We start from the raw sequence: 25,945 nt of genomic DNA on the forward strand, positions 1-25,945 counted from the left end.
TACCCGGTTACAGCTGCCCGATAACTGGGGCCGAACTCGCCAAGTTGTGTGAGCGCTCCCCATTTAGCCAGATACCGAGACTGGGACTCCAGTAGCCGGAAGGGTGATACCAGAGCCCGGTTTCCATATCGGCGAGTAAGTTTGCTCCCCGCCAAGCACTGGGGCTCTGGTTGCGGGGGTCTTTACCTTTCTCTACGGGCTCTCCGCTCTGGGACCACTGGATAGTGCCCTGGGCATCAAAAATGGCGAGTGGCCTGCCGTCGGGGTTGGTAAGGTAGTACTCGATATTATCGGGGCTCCACTGGCAGAGAATGGCATCGGTTTGCGGGTGGTTAATCCAGTGGCTTAAACCCCGGGATTTGCCGTCGATATTGTGAATTTCTCCCCAGATTCCCAGACTGCTCCAAATAGTGACAACACGGCGCTGACGAGTCGACTTTCTGTGTGTGCAGGTTTTGCTCAATCGCCGACCGAAAGGATCATAGCGGAAATACGTTTTAAACTCGCCGCACTCAGCATGACTCATCAGGCCCCAGCCATCGTATTGGTACTGGGAATCCTTGCGCCCGGCAATATTACCCTGGCTGATAATATTGCCGCGTTTGTCACTCTCGGTCTCGGGCAGGCTGGGGAGCTGCTGGGCCCGCAGCGGGTTGGTCAATTGCAGGGGGGACGTTTTGTCAAATTGCCAGGCGAGTGCCTGGCCAGATTCCACCTCAGTCAGGTGTCCAAACAAATATTTGTGGCTGCTGCGCAGCTCTCCCTGAACCTGGAGGATACCCTGGTCTTTGGCCTCGGTGCGGAGCACCGACTCACCGTTGGCATCAATGCCATAGAGAGCCCCGCTGGGAGCAAATGTATAGGATAAATCGAGATTGTCGGAGCTGGCGCTTTTTAGCCAGCCGCGTTTGTCGTATTGGTATTGGAGGCTGAAGTCCCGGACCTCGGCACTGTCGTGGTGTTCGGCAATTATCCGGTCGCGATTGTCGTATTTAAAGCGGACCGAGGATAGGGCGTTATCTGCCTGTACCAGCCTGTGCTGTTGATCGTAGTGAAACTCACAGTTTTGACCGCTGTTATTGCGAATGTCGGTTAGTGCGCCGCTGCTGTTGTAATTGAAGTACCAGCGGGAATCATTATCACAATATTCATGTAGACTGCCGTTGATATTGTAGTACCAGCGCCAGATTCGCTCCCCGGGCGCCGTGTGCCTGACCAGTTGTCCATGGCAGTCGTATTCCCAGTGGTAGCTCCCCTCCGCCGTTTCCAGGCTGGTTAGCTCACCCTTCGGGCTATAGCGCAGTTCCCAGTTGTTGCCATCGGCAAAATTGATATGGCAGGGCTTGCCGGCACGGTTGTAATCACAGAGAAGACTTTGGCCGCTATCCCCGTGGATGGCATTGGGTAGGCCGCGTTCGGAGTAGCCCAGGCCGTATTGGTAAGTGCCGAGGTGGGCCTCGCGCAATTCGCCGCTATGGCCATAGCTCCACTCGCGCCATACTTCGCCGTTCACTTTTAGTGAAGTGATTCGCTGCCAGTGGTCGTACTCAAAGTCCAGGCGTTTTTCCTCCCGGCGTACACTTTGCAGCTGACCTTGTCCATCCCAGCTGAAGTCCACTTTGCCCCCCTCTGGGTCCTGGACGCGTGCCAGTTGACCCCGATCGGTGTAAAGGAACTTCCAGGCTTGTTGGGCGGGGTCAATGATAAGCTCTGGGCGGCCTTTATCATTAAACTGGTATTGCCACAGGGTCTCACCGTTGATGAGCGCCGCCTTTAAGTAACCGATATCGTCGTAAATGTAGCGACTGCTAATGCGCTGGGAGGTGGAGCGGACAAGCCGTCCAAATTCATCGTGACGGAAAAAGACTCTCTGGCCATCAGCTTTAATTTTCTCACACAGGTTGCCGTAGGAGTCAAAGAGCCAGTTTAGGGTATGCGATTGCTGACGTTCAGAGATTCGTAGGCCGAATTTGTTAAAGCGAAGATAAATGGGACTGGATGATTCTGGTTCGACCGTACAGGTATTGTTATTTGCCTGCCAGCTAATATTGATGTCTAAGTCGTTGGACTTTATTCGATGGCAGCGATTATCGGTGTCATATATAAACTGACACTCGCCAGATTGACTGTTGTCCAGGTGGGCGATTTTTGTATCTTTGTATCGATACCTTTCTTTTTTTAGCCCACTTCCGCTGTTAACTAATAGATCTTCCTGGTAGTCGTACCAGCAGAGATCGCTCTGCTCCTCTGCGGCATGACTATTTATCAGGCTATAGATGTGACTATTTTGGCAATTAAATTCAATGACGCGGCCCCAAGAGCTGATTATTTTTTGCGGTAAGCCCTCCCGGTAGTCAATTGTTAAGGCGTTGCCAAATTGATCCCTAATCTCTGTAAGGGGTAAAGCGCTATTGACCCCATCGGAGCGAAAAATTTTGTGCTGTTGATCGAATGTGGTTACGCAGTAGCTGTGCAGGCTCTGTCGGGATAGCATCAACCGTTCAAAGCGGTTGTAGCACCCGTGACCAATAGCGGGTAATTTGAATTTTACGGATCTGCCCTCGGCGGTGATCAGCTCGACCGTATTGTCCTGCACAACCAGCTGTTCGCTGAGGGAGTGCCGCCAACCCACACCGATACCGATATCCTCATGGATAGATGAACGGTAGTAGCGCTTCCATTTAAAAGGTAGGGGCCCGGGAATCACTATATCTGTTCGCTCAAAAACCACCTCTCCCGTTGCGCTGACAATATGTCCGGCAACTCGGTGACTGCGATCCAGGGCGGGCACCACCTTATTTTCAGGATTGACCCCGGGGACATTGATCAGCTGGGTTGAATTACTATCGGCGTTATAGAGGAGGGGCACCATGGGTGCTGAGTCGATCGTATATCGATTGGCGATAATGCGCGGTAGATCTGGCCAAAAGTCTTCCCGCCACAGGTTGTGCGGGGTATTTCCCAGTAATTGCTCGACTTCGGAGCACCAGCGTATAGCCGATGCGGGGTTCTCGTGAGATTGGGGGATTGGCGGAGGGGTGAGTGCGTCGAGTAAATTTGCTATTAGTTGGGTGAGACGCTCCGGTGTCATATGGCAATATCCGATAAAACAAATTAACGGTGTAACTTTCGAATGGTTACATCAGGAGATTTGGGACGTTCGGTAACATTTTGTTCTTGAGGCAGTATCTGGTGCAATGGTTGTGAAGAATATTCCAGTATTCCCGCAGTAATATTGTCGCGTCCACCAAGTCTATTGGCGTCGTCAATAAAGCGGTACACACATTCCAGAGCGGGGCGGTGAGTGGCGAGCACTCGCTCGATCGCGTGATCATCGAGATATTCAGTCAAACCGTCGCTACATAACAACAGGAGTGCGTTTTCCGTGAGTTTCCAGCTGTTAATGTCGGCTTCGATACTATTGGAAACACCCAGGGCGCGGGTAATGTGGTTGCGAATATTGGACTCTTTGGCCTGTTCGGGAGTTAATTGACCAGAATCAACCATTTCCTGTACAACACTGTGATCTTTTGTAAGGCGCTGTAATCCATAATTGTTCCATAGATATGCGCGAGAGTCGCCGATATGTGCAACGATTAAAAAATCGCGCCACATGACCGCTACAACCAGTGTTGTTCCCATGTTGGAGAACTGGGGGTTTAGGTTTTTTGTGTTGAGAAGTGCCGTATTTGCGCTATTTATCGCGTCAATAATGGTCGCGCGCAATATAAGCTGTTGCTGTTCGGATGTGCAGGAGAAAAAAGTGTGTTTCAGCAGGTCATCGAGATGGGCTTGAACCGTCTCTACCGCAATTTTACTGGCAGTGGCACCACCGGTGTAACCGCCCATACCATCGGCCACCACAATATAGGCAAAGGGTTGATCCGCCGACGCATGCCAGCGAATACAATCTTCGTTTTCCTCTCGAACTTGGCCAATATCAGTGCGCCCGTTGACCGCCAGACTTATTTGATCCATGTCTGGTGCAACTCCCCTTGAATAAAAAGCAAATAATAGGGCGTAATATTATTACAATCGAACCGCGAAAGTAATGTTAATTTACTCGTATATCAAGTTTGAAATACTTTTAATTGATTTGCGATAATAGCGACTTTAACAATTTACCCAAAAGGCTTTAAGCCCGCTACAAAGGACCCATAGGCAAAATGCCCCGTTTGCCCAGGCTCAATTTGATAAATGTTCCCCAACATATTGTGCAGGTCGGTCACAACAATCTGCCCTGTTTCTTTGCTGAGGAGGATTATCAATACTATTTGATTAGTTTACGTAACGCGTCGGACCAGTATGGCGTTGATGTTCACGCTTATGTTTTGCTGCCCAATATGATCCAGATCATAGCTACGCCTAGGATTCCGGATGGGATATCATCTATGATGCAATCTCTTGGGCGCCGCTACGTACAGTTTGTCAACCATCGCTATAAGCGCTCGGGGACACTGTGGCGGGGGCGTTATAAGTCCAGTTTGATTGATTCTGACGCATACCTGCTGACCTGCTACCGGTATGTAGAGTTGCGTCCCCTGTACATGGGGTTGGCTGACTCCCTTGAGGAGTACGACTGGTCAAGTTTTAATCACCATGCAAACATTAAGAAAGATAATTTGATTAAGGATCACCGTTTGTACCTGTCCCTGGGGGATACTGCGGTGGAGAGGGCGCAATCCTATAGGAAATTGTTCCAGTATAGCTTTGACCGAAAGCTGCTCGACTACATCGCCGAGACGATTAAATTAGGTCATGTGCTCGGTGGGGATGCGTTTAAAGAAAAAATTGAACAGGTCGTTAACCAAAGGGTGCGGCCACTAAAGCGCGGCCGTCCCAAAAAAGTAAATAAAGCCGCAGAAAAGTCTAAAGAAACGCTCGATATAAAGCAGGGCGATAAGCCCTGTCAGCAGGTGACAAATTGTGAGTAGGCCCAGTATTTCTGCGGGATTTCAGATCCTTGGTGATAACAATAAGGAAAAACCAGTTATGGATTTAGGCACTGATAGATTAAAAGTTGCTATCCTGGGGGACTTCAGTGGAAGAGGGAGCCGCTGTCAGTGTGAGCCGGATACGATTTCCAGTCGCAGGGTATATTTGCTGAACCGGGATACCTTTGAGGGTGTTTTTGCCGACCTCGGGGTGAGTTTACAGCTGCCGGTCATGGATCGCCCCCTGGGCTTACCCTGCTTTGATGATTTGCATCCGGACTACCTGTATAGCCGTTTGCCGCTGTTTAAGAAGTTTATCGAGCTGGAGCGCAGACTGCTCGATCCGCGCCAGTTCCCACAGGCTGCGGAGGAGATACAGCAGTGGAAGCCAGAGCTGACGGCTCAGCCAGAGCTGCAGCAGCACAGTAGTGAACAGTCCGTTTTAGATGCAATCCTGGCCGCTGGTCGTGAGCGCAATGAGAGAGAAAGTCAGAATACTTTCCAGGTTGACCGGCTGATCAAAGATATTGTGGCTCCCTTTGTACAGAAAAGTGAGGACCCCCGGCAGGCTGAGTACCTGGATGCACTGGCTGAGGCGACTTCGGATTCGATGCGAAAATTGATGCATCACAGTGATTTTCGCCAGTTGGAGGCCAGTTGGCTGAGCCTGCAGCTTCTATTGAGGCGTGTCGAAGAGCACAAAAATCTGGATTTTTACTTGATAGACGTCAGTAAAGAAGAGCTACTTGCCGACTTTGCTGAGGCCGAAAATGACCTGGAAAAATCACAGGTATTTAAATTACTGGTTGAGCGTGAAACCGCATCCGGAAATATCCCTTATAACTTGGTCATAGGGGATTATTTTATTACCGATGACGAGCGGGACCTGCATCTGCTGATAGATTTGTCGACAATCGCAGAGGCAGCGGACAGCGCCCTTTTGCTGGGCGGAGATCCAAAGCTGGCAGGTTGTCCCAATTTATCGGGTTCTGTGGACCCTGATGATTGGTATTACCCCCTGAGTGACCAGTTCGCGGAAAGTTGGCAAGCGGTACGTGAGTACTCGGCGAGTGAGCATGTGGCGCTGGCAGCTCCCCGGTTTATGTTGAGGCTTCCTTTTGGAAAAGATACCTCGACTACAGAGTGTTTTAATTTTGAAGAGTTAACCCCTGAGCAGGGCCACGAGTATTATCTCTGGGGAAACAGTGTTTACCTATTGGCCTTAGGGGTTTGCCAGGATTTTTCTGAAACTGGCAAATTGCAGCCCCCGTCATCTGCAAGCTATGAAAATTTGCCTCTTCACTTGCGCAAATTACCCCATGGTGAGTGGTTGACCCCCTGTGCAGAAGCACTGCTGACAGATCGGTCTGCGGCAAAGTTTATGCAGGCTGGTCTTAGTACTCTGCGTTCAGTACAGGGGCGCGATCAGGTAATTTTGCCTCGATTTACCTCCCTGGGGGGCGGTACACTCAAGGGCCCCTGGACTTAAGTGTCAGCGGCTAGGGCTTTATAGCGTTGCACAGGCAACAAATTTACCTGAAGACTGTGAATAAACCACTATTGTGAGTCAGGAATAAATGGATCTAATTCTATCTGTATTGGCTGACCCCTCCGGCGCCAATATGCTTAAACATACAAAACTGTTCACGAAAGCTGGTGGCAGTCTGGGTCGCTCTGCCGATAATTATTGGGTTTTGCCCGATCCCGATCGAGTGGTGTCCTCAAAGCATGCTCAGATTTGCTTTGCTGAGAACCAGTATTTTCTAGTGGATACTAGTACCAATGGTACCTATTACAACGACTCGGAAAATCCGTTAGGAAAGGGCAATCAAGTCCCGTTAAAAGAGGGCGATATAATCGCTCTTGGGGAATATAAGTTAAAAGTTTCAGTGCGCAAGCCCAAAGAGGAGGGAGATCTTCCTAAAGGCCTGGGTAGTTCAGATATTTTCGATAATTCAGATCGAACGACATTCAGTGCGGATGCTATGGCAAAAATGAAAAACCAAGCTGATGCAAAGGAGCTGGATAGTTATCTTGTGCCGGGGTCCGGTGCCCCCGCCAATACTTCTGAAACCGGGGAGTGGGGGTCGATAGGGGCTAGCAGTCAAGTTAATACAGCAACGAGTGACAGCCTTATCACTGGGCAATCGGGCTCCTTAGACCCGCTCCTCGCCTTTGAGCAACCGGGCCTGGGCGGGGGCGCGCCAGAATCATCACTGGGTAGCCTCCTGCGCACCCCGGGCCAGCAGCAATCTGCTGATCAGTGGTCCTCCGATGACGAGTGGTGGAAAGAGGGTAGCGAAGAAGATCACGTGCCAGCCCACCAGCATTCGATGCAGGTAAATCCTTCGCAGGTGTTGGAAACTGCTGCTGAGACAGATTTACAGCCAGAATCTCCGTTGGTGCCTCGACCCCCAGCAGGAGGATTGGGGGAGATGCCGCAGCAAACTGTGGGGAACTCTATACCGCCGTCACAGTTCGATCAGCCCCAGCTGCAGCCAATAGAGCAGGCTCAGCAGTCCCAGTTTCCGCCAGTGCAGCAGCATTCCCAGTTGCCGCCAATAGAACAGGCTCAGCAGTCCCAGTTTCCGCCAGTGCAGCAGCATTCCCAGTTGCCGCCAATAGAGCAGCCTCAGCAGTCCCAGTTTCCGCCAGTGCAGCAGCATTCCCAGTTGCCGCCAATAGAGCAGCCTCAGCAGTCCCAGTTTCCGCCAGTGCAGCGGCATTCCCAGTTGCCGCCAATGCAGCAGCATTCCCAGTTTCCGCCAGTGCAGACCGGGCAGACCGGGCAGACTCCCCCGACTTTTAATCAGCAGTTAGTACCTCCAACCATGCAGGACAATTCCTTCGCAGACTCTTTTGCTGCGATGGAGGGACAGCAAGTGAATGGCACCCCGGGGTTTGGTTCCGGGCAGGCTTCCTCACCGGAGGACCTGGCTACCCAGGCGCAACAGTTCTCACACTTGCCCGAGCCTCCTGTTACTGGCTCCCCTGGGGGCAGTGTTTTAGCCTCCGCGCTGGGTTTAAATATGAATCCGGTTCAGTTGCAGCAGGCTGACCAGCAGGGCGCTGAAATTGTGCGAGAGACAGTGGCTCGTCTGATTGATCTTTTGCGTGCGAGAAACAGCATTAAGAATGAGCTGCGCGTGCAGAGAACCATGATTCAAACGGAAGCCAATAATCCGCTGAAATTTAGTGTGACTGAGCGGGACGCCCTGGAGGCTATGTTTGCCGGTACCGGTGCGTTTATGAATCCGGCTGAGGCGGTAAAAGATAGCTTTGATGATTTATCAGATCATCAAGTTGCGGTTTTGGCTGGTATGAGAGCCGGTTACAGCGCCATGCTCAAATTCTTTAGCCCGGAAAATATTGAGCGCAGGCTGGGAAATACCTCCAGTGTTTTTTCCAATAAAAATGCCAAAAAATGGGAAGGATTCACTGCAGTTTATCGGGAGTTGCTAGCTGATCCGGATAATTGCTATCGCAAGTTGTTTGGTGATGAATTTGCAGTGACTTATGAGAATCAGTTATCAGAGTTAAAAAATGCGCGAAGTATTAAAAATTAATAAATTGACGGAAAAGAAGGAGTTGCTTGTGTCGATTAAAAAATTATTTCAGGTCGGTTTAATTGCAGTTTTAGCCGTCGCTGTTGTCGGCTGTCAAACAACAAGGCGAACTTTAAATCTGGATACCAGCCTCGAATTGGTTGTGGATACACAAAATGATGTGAACCCGGATGATGATGGCCGCGCTTCGCCCGTCGTGATACGAGTATTTATGCTCGCGGATGAACGCCAGTTTGCCCGGGAAGATTTTCTTAATTTGTACGAAAACGCGCAGTCCCGCCTCGGTAAAGATCTGCTTGGCACTGTTGTTCTTAAAGAATTTGCTCCTGGAGAGCAGCGTATCGAAGAGCTGGCATTGACTCCAGACGTAAAATATATCGGGCTTTTGGCTGAGTTTGTACAGTATCAGGATGCCGAGGCATTAATGGTTTTACCGGTTACAGACCATAAAAAGAATACCTATGAGGTGTCGCTTGCCGATACTCGAATTGGTACCCCCGATGATATTGCCAAGCGTCGCCGGGCAAAACTGATTAGTCGCGATCGCGAAGATGGCAATGGAGATACAGTGACAATCTCCAAAGAAGATTACGAAAGAATGAAAAAAACGCTCCCTGATATGCAGCGGGCTCAGTAGGGCAAAAAATTGTGCCTCGGAAATATTATGCGAGCTTGTCTAAGGAACATTTATGTCGGCAAACAATAAAGTGATCTGGAGCGAGGGCATGTTTTTGCGCCCTCAGCATTTTCAACAGCAGGATCGCTATCTCGAACAGCTTGTCGAAGCGCGTACAGCGTCGCTCGGGCCTTATACCTGGGGGTTTGTGGAGCTGGCGATTGACAGTGAACCCTTATCGATGGGAAAAATTTCTCTATCGAGAGTCAAAGCGGTTTTCCCCGATGGCACACCGATACTAGCCCCTGAAAACGAGCATTTGCCGGACGTTCTGGACGTTCCGGTGAATACCCGCGATGAAATAGTCTACCTGTGTGTACCAATGAAGCGTCCAGGCAGTCAGGAGTCTATTCGGGACCAAGAGGACTTTCCGCAGGCGCGCTATCAAGCCTCAAATTTTGATGCCCGCAATAGTGCGGCATCATCCGGTGAGTCCGCACGAATTCAGGTGGGCAAATTAAGAGCTTGCTTGAAGTTGGGCAGTGACGACCTGAGTGGTTATGCAGCCATTGGTGTTGCTCGGATTAAGGAGCGCCAGCCGGAAAAACCGGTAGAACTGGATGCGGACTATATTCCTCCGCTGTTAAATGCGGAGACTTCTCCGGTAATCAATGCTTATATTGAAGAAGTTAAAGGGCTGCTCGATCACCGTGGCACGGCTCTTGGGCATCGCCTCAGTGACAGTGGCAGGAGTGGCTCGGCAGAAATCGCCGATTATTTATTGTTGCAAGTGATTAACCGCTTTGAGCCATTGTTAAAACAGATTACAGCTCAGCCTCGCCTGCACCCGCACAGCTTATTTCTCGAACTGCTACAGTTGGCCGGTGAGCTTTCGACTTTTACTTCAGCGTCGAAACGCCCCCCGGAAATTCCAGCCTATGCCCATGAAGATTTACAGCAGAGCTTTGCAGGAGTGTTTTCTGCATTGAGGCAGTCTCTTTCCACAGTGCTGGAGCAAACAGCGATCGCTATGGAGTTGGTACAGCGCAAGTTTGGCATTTATGTTGCGCCAGTAACCGATCCTTCACTATTAAAAACGGCCAGCTTTATTATGGCTGCGAAAGCAGATATGCCCGGTGATCTTTTGCGCAGCCGCTTTCCAACCCAGGCGAAACTTGCCCCTGTCGAGGCTGTCAGAGAACTTATTTCCGCTCAGTTGCCCGGCCTGTCTCTGCGCCCCCTGCCTGTGGCTCCGCGACAAATCCCATACCACGCCGGGTTTACTTATTTTGAAGTCGAGCGGAGCGGAGAGTTATGGCAGGCCATGACCCGCTCGGGCGGTTTTGCGGTACATCTTGGTGCCGAGTTCCCTGGGTTGACCATGGAACTCTGGGCCGTAAGGAACAATTGATATGAGTAATAACCATTTTACTCCGCCGCATGCTCCCAATGCCGGCGATAGAACCGTTTTGATTCCCACCCCCGGTGCTGCGGCAGCACCGGCGGCAGCACAAGCTCAGCCGCAATTTTTTGCTAGCCAGGATGCCCCAGTTGAGGTTCAGGTACGCAATAGCCTCAATCCTCTGGTATCAGCGGCCTCAAAATTGTTAGGCGTAATTATTAAATTACGCACAACAATGAATCATGCTAATGTGCCAGACCTGCACAAGCGTCTTACCACGGAGATCCAGAGTTTTGAACAGGAAGCAAAGCGACTCGCCTTAACACCCGAGTCAGTTTTGACTGCCCGTTACCTGCTCTGCACCGTTGTGGATGAAGTGGTTTTGACCACCCCCTGGGGCACCGCCAGCGGTTGGAGTCAGCACTCTTTACTCAGCCTATTCCACCAAGAGACTTTTGGTGGAGAGAAGTGTTTTGCCATTTTACAGCGCATGCTGGAAACACCTGCGAGTCACTTAGAGCTCCTCGAACTCTTTTATCTGTGCTTAAGCCTCGGCTTCCAAGGTAAGTATCGCCTAGTGCAGCGTGGACACGAACAAATAGAGCAAATTCGCGATGAACTCTATAGAACCATTGAGCAGCACAAGCAGCCGATGGACCGGGATCTTTCGCCGCGCTGGCAGGGATGTGTAGAGCGAAAATCCCGACTGATCCACTACATTCCCCTGTGGGTGATCATGAGTGTTGTGCTGGGGTTGCTAGTTGCAACTTATAGTGGTTATCGCTGGTGGCTCTATGAAACGACGACACCGGTCGCAGACCAAATTCTAGATTTGTCCAAGAGTGATAATGAGTCTCCACAGGGGGACGGCTAACACTCGGGCTGATATTGATCCGGGGCACTATCGATATCCCGGAAGATGGAGCAATTCATGAAACGTTTGCGTAATTTTTTTACCAATAAGTGGGTACTGGGGCTCATTGGACTGTCAGCTCTGTCCCTATTTATTTGGTTTGCGGCTGATTACATTAAATTTGGCAGTGATAACGCCACAATTCCTCATTCTATCCGCCTAACCGTTATTGTTTTTATTTTTGCTATTTGGCTGGTGTGGAATGTTAGCCAGTGGCTGGTAGAGCGGCGTCAAAATCAGGCCCTGATTAAAGGTATTGAGGAGTCGCAAGAAGCCGAGTCGGCAGATCCCGACGAAGAGCGCTCGCGGGAGGAGCTAGACGCTCTTTCTGGCCGCTTTCGCGAAGCCATGGGTGTATTGCGCAGTGCGCGGTTTAAATCCGAAAAAGGCCAGGTGTCCCTGTACCAACTTCCCTGGTACGTCATTATCGGCCCTCCGGGTTGCGGTAAAACAACAGCCCTGGTGAACTCTGGATTGGAGTTCCCCCTGGCGCAGAGTCACGGTAAAGAGGCCCTCGGCGGTGTGGGTGGCACCCGGAACTGCGATTGGTGGTTTACCAATGATGCGGTTTTAATTGATACCGCAGGGCGATATACCACCCAAGATAGTCATCGGGTTTACGATAATAGTGCCTGGAAGGCATTTTTGAGTTTGTTAAAACGATACCGCCGTCGCCGCCCGATTAATGGCGCCCTGGTTGCGATTAGTTTGCAGGACCTAATGGTGCAAACAGAGGAGCAGCGTCAGCATCAGGCCAAACTTATTCGCCAGCGCGTTAATGAACTACAGCAAGAGCTGGGTATACGCTTTCCTATTTATCTCACTTTCACTAAGTGCGATTTGGTTGCAGGTTTTACTGAGTTTTTCGACAACCTCTCTCAAGCTGAGCGGGAACAAGTCTGGGGCATGAGTTTTCCCCGTGAAGCGAATGCCACAGTTGGTGCTCCCCTCGACAACTTTAAAGCGGAATTTGAACAGCTGATAGAGCGTTTGAATCAGCGCGTTTTATGGCGTGTTCACCAAGAGAGAAACATAGAAAAGCGGGCGCTACTGCAAGGTTTCCCCGCCCGCATGGAAAGCCTGACCGAGATCCTTACCGATTTTGTCAAACAGACTTTTGGCCCCAATCGCTATGAAACGGTACCAATGGTCAGGGGGGTCTACTTTACCAGTGGTACTCAAGAGGGCAGCCCGGTCGACCGTATGATGTCTTCGGTAACGGCTGACTTTGGTTTGGAGCGCAGCGTAGGCCCCAAGTTCCAGGGGGTTGGAAAGAGCTTTTTCTTAAATCGACTGCTGAAGGATGTCGTTTTCCCTGAGGCTGAACTGGTGGGGGTTAATCGACGCATTGAGTCGGCGAATCTCTGGTTGCGCCGAGGCGTTTTTGCCACTTTGGGAGGCAGCTTTGTCGGTGCCCTTTTCCTATGGAGTGGCAGTCTCGCGCAGAATAAATTATCCATGGGTGAGGTTCGCGACAATCTTAGCGCCTACCAAAGCGCAGAGCAGGAGCTAAAAGGTAAAAGTATTACGTCTGTTAATGCCCTGCAGTTACTGGAGCCCCTCAAGCATGCCAGTGCAGTCTACGAACGCGAGGAGCACCCGTGGATTAGTAACCTGGGCCTATATGACACCAGGATCGATACTGCAGCGAATGAGCTCTATCGACATAAATTGGAGACTATTTACCTCCCCGCCTTGCTGCGCGATATTGAAACTGACCTCAGCCGCCTCGGCAGCAGTGATCCCGCTCTGGTCAGTACACTCAAAACCTACTTGATGTTCTTCAATACGGATAAGCTGGATCTTAAGACGATTGAGGATTATTACACCGCTCGCTGGGAGCGCCAGTTGCCAGGAGAGGCGGCGCAACAGGAAGAATTGCGCTATCACCTCGATCAGCTTTTTGCGCAACCTCTGCCCAGTTCACTTAAAGAAAATGAGAGAGTGGTGGCTCGCGCAAGACAACAATTGCGCCGTATACCGGTCCCGCAACGCTTGTTTGCCCAGTTGCAAAACAGTGATTTCGGACTGACCCCTGTAGATCTTTACCAGGAAATTGGCGGGGATACTGAGCAGATTTTTGGTATGGATGCGCGTAATCCACGCTTTACTACTCCCTTCCTCTACACCAAGGCTGGCTATAAAGAGTTGGATTTTGGTGCAGACTCCCAGCTAATGACAAACATGGCAGAGGAGCGCTGGATTTACGGTGGGGATCTGAATGGTGAGGACTTTACGGAAGCTGACCGGGAAAAACTCGGTGAGGAAGTAAAGCGGATCTACCTGGGTGAGTACTTACAGCGCTGGCAGAGCTTCCTCGGCGGGTTCAAAATCCAGAGGTTCGGCAGCACTTCACAGGCACTGGATGTTTTGTCCAAACTGTCTGATCCGATTTATTCACCATTACTGGCGATTACGGAAATTGCTTCTGATAATACTCGACTGACTCTGCGCCCGGAGGTTCCGGTTGATGCCTCTGGAGTTCCGCTGCCGGTATCCAGTACTACCCGCAGGCTGGGTCAGGCTGCATTGGGCCAGGCTGCTGGAGCCCTACAGGAGCACTATAAACCCAATATTGTAGATGTTAGGTTTGAAGAGATTCAGCGAATTACCCAGAGCGAAAAGGGCCGACCTGCTCGAATTCAGGAGTATCTGACAACGATCAACCAAATTCAGGAGTACCTGACTGAGATTGATAGTGCTCCCGATTCTAATCAGGCCGCTTTTGGCCGTGCCAAGGCGCGTTTTGCCGGTGGTAGTGACGCTATTAAGCAGCTCAGGGTCAAGGCGGCCAATGCGCCCGCGCCCTTTGACCAGTGGTTGACCGATATTGCCGATAGCGCTTGGGGGCTGGTGATGGCCAAGACCAAAGCGCATATCAATCGGGTTTGGCGCGAAGAGGTATACCAAAGCTATAGCAATAGTTTGGCAAACCGATATCCCCTGCGTAGTAGTCGTGAGCAGGAAGTACCGGTTATGGAGTTTAATCAGTACTTTAAGCCGGGCGGTATTGAAGAGCAGTTTGTGAACCAGTATCTAAAGCCATTCGTGGATACCAGAAACTGGCAAATTAAATATGTCGAAGGGCAGGGCATCAGCCTTTCACGCAACGCGCTTTCTCAGTTGCGTAGAGCAGAACGTATTCGCAAAACCTTCTTTAGTGCCGGTGAAGGGGCCTCTTACTCCTTCCGTATTGAGCCGACAAAGCTGGATCACGGTGTCCGTCAGTTTGAGCTTGAACTGGGTGAGCAGCGAGTTTCCTATTCCCATGGTCCACAGACGACTAAAAGGTTGACTTGGCGAGGCGGTGAAAGTAATCGTGTACGAATCATTTTTGAGGATTTGAATGAAACAGTACACCGCAAACACTTTGAGGGGGATTGGGCCTGGTACAGATTGCTGGCCAGCTCAGACCTGCAGGCCGGGCGGAGTAATGCGGAGCATTTTGTGACTTTCTCTGAGGAGGGGCGCAAGGCTCAATTTAAATTAATTGCATCCAATGTAAACAATCCATTTGATCGCAGCTTGCTGGGCGGCTATCGGTGCCCCGAGACGCTGTAGGCGGAGTAAGTGATTTGCAAAATACAGTAGGTATTTTTGGTAAGTTGCCGGGGCACGGGGATTTCGTGCAGCGGCAACTCCCCGGTAGCTTTGTCTCCGTGTGGGATGGCTGGCTGCAGCGTGCGGTATTTGGTTCCCGTGAACTCGCAGGTCAGGAGTGGTTGGATTATTATTTGACTAGTCCGATTTGGCGATTTGTGCACTGTAAAGGGATTATCGATACCCATGCGTGGGCGGGTGTGTTAGTGCCCAGTGTAGACAGTGTAGGGCGATACTTTCCGCTGACATTTGCCGCTCCGTTGTCCCCGGTGGTGGATGCTTTTGCCTTTATGTCAGATGCCAAAAGCTGGTTTCAGAGCTTGTCTGAACTGGCAATTACAGCGTTGCAAAATATGCTGCATGCAGACCAGCTATGTGAAGCGTTTAGTGCCCCACCAGAAAGAGCTGGAATTATCTCCCTGCCCTCTGCGCAGGGAGACTTTATTGTAGCCAGTGGGCTGTCAAACAGTCTTGAGAGGGGTTTTGCCGGTTTGCTGGGGCAGATGAGTAAGAGTAATTATCCCACTTATAGTCTTTGGTGGAGTGAAGGATCACAACACGTGGCACCTACAACCTTACTTTGCTCGTCATTACCGAGCCCAGAACTTTACAGTTCAATGTTGGGCGTACGTTTGCAGCAGAGTATGAGCTAGGATTTTGGAGCGCAAAGTGAGACAGCTGACCATTCTGGATAAAAAAAAGCACCGCAGCTGCCGACTGCTTGAATTTGATCTTTCGCATAGTAAAAATTTACATATTTGCCCAATTGTACTGCCAGAGTTTGCGGCGATAGCGCGTGCTTGCCCCATTATATTTACCAAGTCGAAAGAGACGGGAAAGCTGGGAAGTTGTGCGCTGTTGGGTGTGAAGCCGGGTGAGAATCTTTTTTGGCAGCAGGGGCAGTGGCAGAGTGACTATATCCCTCTAGCGATTCGCAGTTACCCTTTTGGCTTGAAATACAGGCAGGGGGATCTTTCCAGTGCCTATGTTTGTGTTGAGTCATCCCTATTGTCTGTAGGTGATAGTGCTTCTCAAGGCAAGAATCTATTTGAGCGCAATGGACAGCCCAGTAAGTACCTGCTGGATAATCAGCGTCGCCTGGAGACTATACACCTTCAGAAATTGCAGGCGTGGAAATTTGTGGAGTTTCTTCAGCAGTTAAATTTACTGGTTGAAAAAGAAATAAATATAGATCTGCCAGGCGGAGTCAAGCATAAATTCAGGGGTGTTTATTGCGTTTCGGAAGAAAAACTGGGCAAGCTTGGGGATGCGGATTTCTTGAAGTTGCGTGATACAGGTTGCCTGCCCTTTATTTATGCACATTTATTTTCCTTGCGTCAGTCAGAAAATTTGAGCGTATTACATAAAAAAAATCACGCAAAAACGCTGCATTGATATGACGCTAGCGTTTTATTTTTATTTACTAATCACTGATTACTCCAGGGCGTCTGGCTAAGAAAGTGTACCCAACCTGATTGAGATCAGATTGGGTGTATCAGAGGCCCTGGTTGACTAAAAAGGTATCAGAGCAGGAAGCTAAGGTTACTGATATGTCTTACCGGATAATTTTCACTGGGAGGATAAGGGGCTCTGTAGAGCGGCGATATGCAATAGCTGCACTGGGGCGTGAATTTGGTTTGGATTTTAGTCAGATTAAGGGACTTTTGACCGGGGTAAAATCGCAAATTAAAACGACTGATAATAGAACAGAAGCATATCAACTTATGCAAAAGTTCTGGGAGGCTGGATGGCATACGCAGCTCTGTCTGGGTGATCATTTAATACACTGTACTGAAAAGTCCAGTAATTGCGGCGATCCCCCGCTGCCGCCAGTGCTTGAGTTTCTGGAAGGTGTAGGGGGGGCAATCTCTATTGGTGTCCCTGCCGGTTGGCGGGAATTTAATAACCTGAATAGGGAGGCGGTGATCCAGGCGGGAAGCTCAGAGTTAAGTCGTTATTTGATTGTATTGAGGCAGGATCGAAGTCAGCTGCCCCAACAATTATCGCTTGAACAATTTGGCAGGGCTCAAATACAGCAATGTCTAACCCGGGTGAAGGATGGGGTTCTGATATCGGGGCCCGAGCCTTTGATGGGTAATCGCCGAGATGGTCATATTTATGAAATGTGCGCTGATGTTGCAAACACCCCGGTCCGCTATCTGGTCACATTTTTCCAGTGTCAGAGTAGTTTCTACTCTGTATTTTTATGGTCTTCTCAGGAGGGTTTTGAAAAGAGTAGGTCCGAGTTTTTACATATCCTGGCCACCTTTAAAGTTGTGACCAGCGTAGACAGTTGCGATTCAACCGTAGTTCCTATGTAATAGCTTGGAATAAGAAGCCAAAATCTAACAAAAATAAATAGCGTAAAATGGTCAAGTGTCTATGTTTTTTCAAGCTAATAGCTATTAAGCGTACTATTTACCTTGATTAGATAGCTACAACGTGTACTCTTCTCAGAATTCTGATTAAAGGATTTGATTTGATTTGGTTTAAGGGCCTTTTTTGATGGCATTCCCAAACACGATAAATATCGATGAATTAGTTGCTCCAATCTCAGAGGATAACCCCGTAGGGGAAGATATCCGCGAGGATCGTTCGCCAACTTCTGACTACTACTCGATCAAAGATGCGCGCAACAGTGCGCGGGCCGCTGAGCGCTCTGCAATGTTTGATGATGCAGATACTGACTTGCTAGCGCCCTGGCGAGATGTAGCGAAAGTGGCTGAGAATATCCTCAGTAAAAAGAGTAAAGACTTAGAAGTTGCCAGTTGGTATACCGAGGCCTTGATTCGCCTGCACGGCTTTGTCGGCCTTAGAGATGGCTTACAGCTGATTGACTCGCTGGTAGAGCAGCATTGGGAAGGCCTGTACCCCCTGCCCGATGAAGACGGCCTTGAAACCAAGGTTGCCCCCTTAACGGGCCTTAATGGTGATGGCGGTGATGGCACCTTGATGATGCCAATTCGCAGTGCTGCTATTACTCCAGAGGGGGATTATGGGGACTTCTCATTCTTCCAGTTCCAGCAGGCCCGGGATGCTGACAAGCTAACGGATGAGGATGCGAAAACTGCCCGCATAGAGACACTGGGCTACAGTTTCGAACAGGTTGAGCAATGTGTAAATAGTGCGAGTGCCGAATGGGCACAAAACCTGATTCAAACTATTGAAGGGGCACTTGAGTACTTCAAGGCAATCAATAACAATTTGCGTCAGAGCTGTGGCCACGATGCCCCTCCCACCACTAATATTTCATCCCTACTGGATGAGGTACTGCGAACAAGCCGCTTTGTGTATAAAGCTAAGTTGGAGTCGCTGGAGCAGACTCAAGTTGCGCAGGAGCCGGAATCTTCCGAAGAGCTTACGGGCGGTGGGACCCAGACAGAGGGGCCCGCAGTTGCTACTGTGTCTACAAGTGCCGTAGTTGTACCAACTGGCCCGGTAGTCTCCAGGGAAGATGCTCTGAAACTACTCGAGCAGGCGGCAAAGTACTTCCGTACCTACGAGCCTCATACGCCGCTGGCTCCGGGCCTGGAGCGGTTGATAGGCTGGGGACGCATGACCGTTTCAGAACTGATGTCGGAGCTACTGCCCGATGATCAGTCAAAGGCACTTTACTCGCAGTTGACGGGTGTTCGTCTCGATGGCACGGATACACAAAAATATATAACCCCACCAGTGACTACAGCTGGTACTTCATCAGCTCCAGCGGTTGCTGCAGATACACCGAGTGAGAGTGTATCTGAGCCTGCCCTTGATGAGGGTTGGCGTGAACCGCAAGAATCCAACAACAATGATGGTTGGTAATTGATAATTAACTAAGAACAGCAGTCCTAAAGTCGGAAAGGAGACCTTAGATGTCTGAAAGCATCCACAATAAACTTAAGCGTGTGCGCAAGCCACGTGTACATATCACTTACGATGTCGAAACTAACGGGGCCGAAGTTAAGAAAGAGCTTCCTTTTGTGGCCGGCGTTATGGGTGATTACTCTGGTGATAACACCGAAAACCGCAAGGTGTTGAAAGAGCGTAAGTTTGTTCAAATTGACCGCGATAACTTCAACGATGTTATGGGTAAAGTTAACCCGAAGTTGAACCTTCAGGTAGAGAATGCTCTGTCTGATGACGGCAGCAAAATGGCTGTTAATCTCGACTTTAATCATATGGATGACTTCTCTCCTGAGAAAATTGTTGAACAGGTTGAGCCGCTCAAGCAACTGCTTGAGGCTCGCAGTAAATTGCGTGACCTACTGAGTAAAGCTGATCGTTCAGAGGAGCTTGAGAAGGTGCTTGAGGATATCCTCCAGAGTACTGAAAATGTCAGCGCAATTTCTGAACAGCTGGGTTTGGGTGAGGATAAAGGAGAAGATTCAGAATGAGCACTGAAGTAGAAAGCGTTGCAGGTGGTGAAGCTGAAGAGCAGTCAGCGAGCCTCCTGGATCAAGCCATTGCCGCAACCAAACAAACTGAGCCTCAAGAGGCGCAAGACCTACTTGCGAATTTAACTGAGCAAGTTATGAAGGGAACGGTCACCTGGGACCGTAACCTGACTCAGACCATCAAGAAGGCTGTTAGTGCAATTGACAAGGCTATGTCCAAGCAGTTGTCTGCTATTTTGCACGACGAGAAGTTTCAGAAGCTGGAAGGATCATGGCGAGGCCTGAATCATCTGGTAATGAGTTCTGAAACTGGCGCAACCATGAAGATCCGCATGCTCAACCTGAGCAAGCGTGAGCTGTTCCGCGATCTGGATAAGGCCGTTGAATTCGATCAGAGCCAGACCTTCAAGAAAATTTATGAAGAAGAGTTTGGCACTGCCGGTGGTGAGCCTTACGGTGTCATGATTGGTGATTTCGAGTTCACCAGTCACCCAGAGGACATCGACCTGTTGAGTAAGATGTCCAACGTTGCAGCAGCGGGCTTCTGTCCGTTTGTTGCGGCAGCCGGTGCCGGCATGTTTGGTTTCGATGACTACACAGAACTCTCCAAACCGAGAGACCTGGGCGGTATTTTTGAATCTGCCGAATATATTAAGTGGCGCAGTTTCCGCGATAGCGACGACTCCCGTTTTGTATCCCTGGTAATGCCGCGCACTCTGGCCCGTACTCCATACGGTGCTAACACCAAGCCGATTGAGGCTTTTGACTTCGAAGAGTTCGAAGTTGATGAAAGTGGTGTTTCGCGTCCAGCAGAGCACGATCAATACTGCTGGATGAATGCCTCATATGTTATGGGTACGACCATGACGAAAGCATTCGCCGAGAACTCCTGGTGTACCGCTATCCGTGGTGCTGAGGGTGGCGGTAAAGTAGAGGGCCTTCCATCTCATGTATTTAAAAGTGATGATGGTGACCTCGACCAGAAATGCCCCACCGAGATCGGTATTACCGATCGCCGCGAGGCAGAATTGAGTGCTCAGGGCTTCTTACCTCTGTGTCACTATAAGAATACCGATTACTCTGTATTCTTTGGTGCTCAAACTGCACAGAAACCCAAAATGTACGATGACCCGGATGCAACTGCCAACGCGTCTATCTCTGCACGCCTGCCTTACTTGATGGCGACCTCCCGTATTGCGCACTACCTCAAGGTAATGGCTCGCGATAAAGTGGGCTCTTTCATGGAAGCAAGTGACTGTGAGCGCTGGTTGAACAAGTGGATTTCTCAGTACACTAACTCCAACCCCGATGCCAGCCCTGAAATGAAAGCTAAATATCCGCTTTCTGAGGCGCGCGTAGAGGTAAAAGAGATTCCGGGTCAGCCTGGGTCTTACAGTGCTGTTGCCTATCTGAAACCCTGGTTGCAGATGGAAGAGTTAACAACATCCTTGCGTATGGTGGCAAATATCCCGTCTGCGGGATAATGCTTTGGACCCGCTCGGTAGAGTGGGTCCTCTCTTCACCTGGCCTTGGTCAAGGCCGAAGTTTTACTTTATTTAAATAATAATTCTTGTTGGAGTATGCCGGTGCCCCGTGTAGCACATGACAAAATATCGGAAGAGCAATCTGATGTTTTACCGGAGAAGTTGGCGAAAGGGCAGCAGAATGAACTACGCAAATTCCTACAGGAACCGGATGAACTTTTTGCTTTTGAATACTGGTTAACGGAATTATGCCCCTGTGCGAATAGAGAAAATTACTCTGTTCGTCAGTACCTTAGTAGAGTTATTAGTGAGTTGGATGAAATTATTTGCGACCAACTAAACTGTATAATTCACCACCAAAAATTCCAACGGCTTGAAGCGAGTTGGCGCGGGCTGTCCCTATTGGTATTCGACACCCCTCACTCTGAGAGTATTAAAATCAAACTCCTTGATGCCAGTTGGAAAGATCTCACCAAGGATATCGAGCGGGCCCCGGACTTTGACCAGTCAGGCCTATTTCATTTGGTCTACAACGAAGAGTTCGGCACCCCTGGAGGGGAACCCTTTGGTTTATTGCTGGGGGATTACTACGTATCGCACCGCCCCTTGCCCGATCATCCCTATGATGACGTGTTTACCTTACAGGGTATTGCACATACTGCCGCCGCAGCATTTGCACCATTTGTGTGTGCAGTCGCACCACAGCTATTTGGTATAGATCATTTTTCCGAGCTGGCAAAACCTATCAATTTCTCCGAGGTATTCCGTCAAAAGGAATATATTCGCTGGAACGGCCTCAGGGACTTGGAAGATAGCCGCTTTATTGCTTTAACCCTGCCGCAAGTCCTGTTAAGAGAACCATACAATGAAGAGTTCTCTTCATATCGCGGGTTGAGATTTCAAGAGCAGGTGCGGGCGTCCCATAGTCATAATTATTTATGGGGTAATGCCTGTTTTGCTTTGGGGGCTGTATTGCTGAGGGAGTTTAGTGAGGTTGGATGGTTTTCCCACATTCGGGGCGTTGCACGTGATCACCTGGGGGGAGGCTTAGTCACTCAGCTACCAATGATGCCTTATAGGCCAGATAGCACACCAGGAATGATCCGTATGTCCACCTCAATTCTGGTTACTGATTTCGCCGAGCGGGATTTAAGTGAATTGGGTTATGTATGTTTGAATCATTGTTATGATACCCCATACAGTGCCTTCAATAGTGTACCGTCACTGCAAAGACCAAAACAATATACTTCCAAGGCTGCTACAGCTAATGCCCGTATTAGCTCTATGCTTCAGCAAATACTTTGTGCCTCCCGTTTTGCTCATTATATCAAGGTAATGATTAGGGATAAGGTCGGTGCCTATATGAATGCCGCTGATTGTGAAAGACAATTACAGAGCTGGCTTAACGAATATACAACAGGCAGAGATGACCTCTCCTGGGAAATGCAGGCTCGATATCCCCTGCGGGAATCCCGTGTTCAAGTTAGCGATGAGCCAGGTAAAGCGGGTAGCTATCAAAGTGTTATCCATCTCAAGAGCCATTATACCGTTGACCACCTTGTATCCGAGTTGAAGCTTACAACAGCATTGGCAACAATTGGCGTTGGAGGTTCTTAACGATTATGGCGAGAGAAAAACGTTTACTGGCTCCGGTATTGGATCGCTTATTAGAATCTTCCAGCAGGCTGGATGTGCATCAACCTCACCAAGTGTTAAGGCAGTTGCGAGAGGGGGTGCGTCGTGATTTGGAGTATTTGTTCAATACGCGATTTAAATGTATTTCCGCACCCAGTACCCATGAAAATTTACAGCAATCAAATATCAACTACGGTTTACCGGATTTGTCGACGGTAAACCTGTCTTCAGCAATTAGCCGCAAGCAATTCTGCCGGGATATAGAAAAAACTATATTGGGTTTCGAACCAAGGATACGTTCAGTCAAAGTAACTACCCAAGATAAAGTGGATGTCGAGGATCCCAGTATACGTTTTCGTGTTGAAGCAATGTTACATGTAAATCCGGCATCAGAAATTATTGTATTTGATTCGGCACTCAACCCAGTTACCCAGCTGGTAGACGTGTCTGAGATTATGTAATGAGTGAAAAATTAATAGATCTCTACGAGCGCGAACTCGCATTTATTCAGCAGACCTCTGCTGAGTTTGCAAAAATGCACCCTGCTGCGGCATCCAGACTCCAGTTGGATGCAGACACGGTAGATGATCCTCTGGTAGGGCGACTGCTATCCGGGGTCGCTTATATGAATGCCCGGGTGCAGCAAAAGCTCAGCGATGACTTTCCAGAGCTAACCGATGCCATGCTGGAGACGCTGTATCCTCACTATCTTCGCCCTATACCTTCCTGTGCTATTGTCCAATTTGAACCAGAGAAGGATTTGGATGCGATAACCCCAGTAGAAAAAAATACTCTATTGGAAAGTGACAGCTTTCAGGGGCAAACCTGTCGCTTTACGACCAACTATCCGGCGGAAATTTGTCCGTTCCAGGCGGTTAGCGCCAGTCTGATGCCTAGACCATTTATTGCTCCAGGCTGTAATGATGTCCAGGGGGCGAATGCGGTTCTTAAGCTTTCACTGAAGACGTTAAGTCCAAGTATCAAGTTTTCCGAGTTGAGCCCGCAAAAGTTGCGCTTTTTCCTGCGCGGCCAGCCATCTCACATTCATAGTTTGTATGACCTGCTTTTGAGCAAGTGTGTAAAATTGGTTGTGGCCAGTGGAGAAAGTGATCCAAAGCCAACTTTTCTTTCAGCAGATGAAGTCAGTCAAGTGGGGCTTAACCCGGATGAGGGTTTACTGCCATATCCCGATACGGCATTTATTGGCTATCGACTGCTAACAGAGTATTTTGCTTTCCCAGAAAAATTTCTATTCTTAGATATATTAAATATTGGTGAAGCCCTGAATGATAGTTATGGGGATACGTTAAATCTCTATTTTTATCTGTCTGAAACCCATGAAGAGCTAGAAAAGCAGTTAAGTCCTAGCATGTTTGCGTTGGGATGTACTCCGGCGGTAAATTTATTTCAGCAAAGTGCAGATCCAATTCCTCTCAGTCACGCCCAGTATAGTTATCATGTTATTCCCGATGCGCGTCGCAGAGATGGTTTGGAAATATATTCTGTTGATGAGGTTGCGGCTACTGATGGTGATGGTGAGACAACCAAGTATCGACCTTTCTATGGTATTCAGCACAGCCAATATCACGATGACCAATCGGCATTTTGGTTTAGTCGTCGCAGAGATGTCATCGAGGGTGAGCACCGAAATGAGCAGGCGTCTGAAATTGATATCAACCTGGTTGATCTAAATTTTAATCCTCACAGAATTAGTGATCAAACGCTAGATATTAAGCTGACTTGTTGCAATCGAAACTTGGCTAAGAAACTGCCTAGTGGAAATTCGCAACCCTACCTTGAGGTTGTTGATGGCGATTTGCCCACAGCTAGAATTAGTTGTGTCGTTTCTCCAACCGCAACACTACGACCACCGCGAAGAGAGCGGGGATATTGGCGATTGATCTCTCATCTCAATCTTAATCACCTGTCGCTGTCAGGAGCGGGTGGCTGCAACGCATTAAAAGAAATTTTTAGGCTTTATGATTTTCGCGACTCGGCAAGTACGCGTAACCTGATTGAGTCGCTGTTAAAGCTGAATACAAAACCTGTTACTGCACCTATTCAGATAGACCAAAGCGTAGTTTTGTGTCGCGGTACAGAGGTTGAAATTGAACTTGATTCGATGATGTTGAATGGCACAAGCCCCTTATTATTTGCCAGCATAATAGAGCGTTTTTTGGGGCTATATTGTTCGATTAATTCGTTTACAAAACTGATTGCTACGATGAGTGGCAGAGATGGAGAGTTGAAACGATGGCCACCTCGCGCCGGCGAAAAAGCTTTACTGTAATCGAACGATTGCGCCGAGAGCCTTATAGTTTTGATTTTTTTCAAGCGGTAAGGCTGGTCGAGCGTGCGGTCCATTTGGCTGGTACCGATTTTAGTAAAGAGCCAATAGCAAGTGCAGCTCCACCGGCTAAAGAGTTTATACGCTTTAGTGCCCAATCTGGTTTGTCTTTTGTAAGCTCGGATGTTCTGCGTTTAGAGAAAGATACCGTCGAGGGTGAAGAGCTCGGCGAAGAGAATTCTCAGCAGTGGCATATGGAGGTGGGGTTCACAGGTCTAATCGGTAGCCAGGGGGTAATGCCTTATTACTTAACCGAATTAGTGCAAAGGGAACTACGCGAGAATAATACTGCACTTCGTGATTTTATCGACATGTTTAATCACCGCAGTATTTCACTTTTTTACCAAGCTTGGCATAAGTATCAGCTGCCGGTGAACTATGAGCGGCAGCGCCTGCAAAACTCCACCGCTCCTGATAAATTTACTCAGGCACTTGCATCTCTGGCAGGGCTTGGTACTAGTGAGATGCGTTACCGGATGCCGATACCAGATGAAGCTCTGGTGGGAATGGGGGGGTATCTTTCCAGTGGACGCTGTTCGGCCACTGCTCTATCCGGCATGATTAAACATTATTTTGATTTATCTGTGCGTATAGAGCAGTTTCAGGGGCAGTGGGATGAATTGCCCAATGATATCTTGTGTCGCTTACCTTGCGTTCAGGCACCCAAAGGTATAAACAACTGTTTGGGCGTTAATGCGATTCTTGGGACACACTGCTTCCAAGCGCAGAATAAATTTCGAGTAATTATTGATTCTATTCCTTATGAGCAATTTATGACGATTGCTCCAGGAACTAAAAAGTTAGAAGCGCTTAAGGAATTTATACATTTCAGTGCTGGTATTGAGTTGGATTTTGAGTTGTCAGTGACGCTTTTAACTAGCCAGGTAGCCCCTGTGCAGCTAAGTAGAAAATCTGACAATGAACCTTTACTGGGCTGGAATACCCATATGGCTAGTGAGCAAGATGGTGATAGGTTAGTCCAGATTACCTTGAGTGCAGATAATATTTCACCCGATGAAGCTTTGCCTGCTGCATAAGTAAAATTAATAACATTATTTAGGAAAGGATAGTC

At 49.1% G+C, this 25,945-nt stretch carries 19 protein-coding genes; 17 read left to right on the forward strand and 2 right to left on the reverse strand.

Annotated elements, in window-relative coordinates:
* Window positions 1-7: 7 nt before the first annotated feature.
* Both ACJJIF_RS16135 and ACJJIF_RS16140 read right to left on the reverse strand, forming a co-directional pair.
* The gene (locus tag ACJJIF_RS16135; RefSeq protein ID WP_444929346.1) at window positions 8-3,091 is read right to left on the reverse strand and encodes a DUF6531 domain-containing protein; all 3,084 of its coding nucleotides are present in this window, start codon (window positions 3,089-3,091) and stop codon (window positions 8-10) included.
* 23 nt (window positions 3,092-3,114) lie between these two features.
* Entirely contained in the window at window positions 3,115-3,978 is an 864-nt protein-coding gene (locus tag ACJJIF_RS16140; RefSeq protein WP_444929347.1) for a Stp1/IreP family PP2C-type Ser/Thr phosphatase, read from the reverse strand.
* A 188-nt stretch (window positions 3,979-4,166) separates the two neighbouring features.
* Between ACJJIF_RS16140 and ACJJIF_RS16145 the strand changes: the two genes are divergently transcribed.
* From ACJJIF_RS16145 to tssG, 17 genes are all read left to right on the forward strand, one after another.
* Window positions 4,167-4,934, forward strand: coding sequence for a transposase (locus ACJJIF_RS16145; protein ID WP_444929348.1), 768 nt, complete (start codon window positions 4,167-4,169; stop codon window positions 4,932-4,934).
* Between the two features lie 58 nt (window positions 4,935-4,992).
* Window positions 4,993-6,423: a type VI secretion system contractile sheath domain-containing protein gene (locus ACJJIF_RS16150; protein WP_444929349.1), complete on the forward strand. Its 1,431-nt coding sequence runs from the start codon at window positions 4,993-4,995 to the stop codon at window positions 6,421-6,423.
* An 88-nt stretch (window positions 6,424-6,511) separates the two neighbouring features.
* Window positions 6,512-8,500, forward strand: a complete 1,989-nt coding sequence (gene tagH / locus ACJJIF_RS16155) for a type VI secretion system-associated FHA domain protein TagH (protein WP_444929350.1) — start codon at window positions 6,512-6,514, stop codon at window positions 8,498-8,500.
* Window positions 8,478-9,137 (forward strand): type VI secretion system lipoprotein TssJ, encoded by a 660-nt coding sequence (gene tssJ / locus ACJJIF_RS16160; protein ID WP_444929351.1) that lies wholly within the window; start codon window positions 8,478-8,480, stop codon window positions 9,135-9,137. The genes tagH and tssJ overlap by 23 nt, the downstream gene beginning before the upstream one ends.
* A gap of 52 nt (window positions 9,138-9,189) precedes the next feature.
* The gene (gene tssK, locus ACJJIF_RS16165) at window positions 9,190-10,527 is read left to right on the forward strand and encodes a type VI secretion system baseplate subunit TssK (protein ID WP_444929352.1); all 1,338 of its coding nucleotides are present in this window, start codon (window positions 9,190-9,192) and stop codon (window positions 10,525-10,527) included.
* A 1-nt stretch (window position 10,528) separates the two neighbouring features.
* Complete coding sequence (icmH, locus tag ACJJIF_RS16170) at window positions 10,529-11,392, forward strand: type IVB secretion system protein IcmH/DotU (RefSeq protein WP_444929353.1); 864 nt, start codon at window positions 10,529-10,531, stop codon at window positions 11,390-11,392.
* Window positions 11,393-11,449: 57 nt separating this feature from the next.
* Window positions 11,450-14,992 carry a type VI secretion system membrane subunit TssM gene (gene tssM, locus ACJJIF_RS16175; protein ID WP_444929354.1) on the forward strand — a complete coding sequence of 1,181 codons (3,543 nt, stop codon included), beginning with the start codon at window positions 11,450-11,452 and terminating at the stop codon, window positions 14,990-14,992.
* Window positions 14,993-15,006: 14 nt separating this feature from the next.
* A complete protein-coding gene (tagF, locus tag ACJJIF_RS16180; protein ID WP_444929355.1) occupies window positions 15,007-15,684 on the forward strand; it encodes a type VI secretion system-associated protein TagF in 678 nt (225 codons plus the stop codon).
* A 16-nt stretch (window positions 15,685-15,700) separates the two neighbouring features.
* Window positions 15,701-16,426 carry a SapC family protein gene (locus ACJJIF_RS16185; RefSeq protein WP_444929356.1) on the forward strand — a complete coding sequence of 242 codons (726 nt, stop codon included), beginning with the start codon at window positions 15,701-15,703 and terminating at the stop codon, window positions 16,424-16,426.
* 329 nt (window positions 16,427-16,755) lie between these two features.
* Entirely contained in the window at window positions 16,756-17,352 is a 597-nt protein-coding gene (locus ACJJIF_RS16190) for a hypothetical protein (RefSeq protein ID WP_444929357.1), read from the forward strand.
* Window positions 17,353-17,536: 184 nt separating this feature from the next.
* Window positions 17,537-18,835 (forward strand): type VI secretion system protein TssA, encoded by a 1,299-nt coding sequence (gene tssA, locus ACJJIF_RS16195; RefSeq protein WP_444929358.1) that lies wholly within the window; start codon window positions 17,537-17,539, stop codon window positions 18,833-18,835.
* A 50-nt stretch (window positions 18,836-18,885) separates the two neighbouring features.
* Window positions 18,886-19,407: a type VI secretion system contractile sheath small subunit gene (tssB, locus tag ACJJIF_RS16200; RefSeq protein WP_444929359.1), complete on the forward strand. Its 522-nt coding sequence runs from the start codon at window positions 18,886-18,888 to the stop codon at window positions 19,405-19,407.
* Entirely contained in the window at window positions 19,404-20,891 is a 1,488-nt protein-coding gene (gene tssC, locus ACJJIF_RS16205) for a type VI secretion system contractile sheath large subunit (protein WP_444929360.1), read from the forward strand. Before tssB ends, tssC (ACJJIF_RS16205) begins: the two co-directional genes overlap by 4 nt.
* Window positions 20,892-20,987: 96 nt before the next feature.
* Window positions 20,988-22,508, forward strand: coding sequence for a type VI secretion system contractile sheath large subunit (gene tssC / locus ACJJIF_RS16210; RefSeq protein WP_444929361.1), 1,521 nt, complete (start codon window positions 20,988-20,990; stop codon window positions 22,506-22,508).
* A 5-nt stretch (window positions 22,509-22,513) separates the two neighbouring features.
* Window positions 22,514-22,987: a type VI secretion system baseplate subunit TssE gene (gene tssE / locus ACJJIF_RS16215; protein WP_444929362.1), complete on the forward strand. Its 474-nt coding sequence runs from the start codon at window positions 22,514-22,516 to the stop codon at window positions 22,985-22,987.
* Complete coding sequence (tssF, locus tag ACJJIF_RS16220; RefSeq protein WP_444929363.1) at window positions 22,987-24,816, forward strand: type VI secretion system baseplate subunit TssF; 1,830 nt, start codon at window positions 22,987-22,989, stop codon at window positions 24,814-24,816. Before tssE ends, tssF begins: the two co-directional genes overlap by 1 nt.
* Window positions 24,780-25,910, forward strand: coding sequence for a type VI secretion system baseplate subunit TssG (gene tssG, locus ACJJIF_RS16225; protein ID WP_444929364.1), 1,131 nt, complete (start codon window positions 24,780-24,782; stop codon window positions 25,908-25,910). Before tssF ends, tssG begins: the two co-directional genes overlap by 37 nt.
* Window positions 25,911-25,945 lie beyond the last annotated feature (35 nt).

It is taken from the genome of Microbulbifer regidiadema (SeqCode) (genome assembly GCF_052467605.1).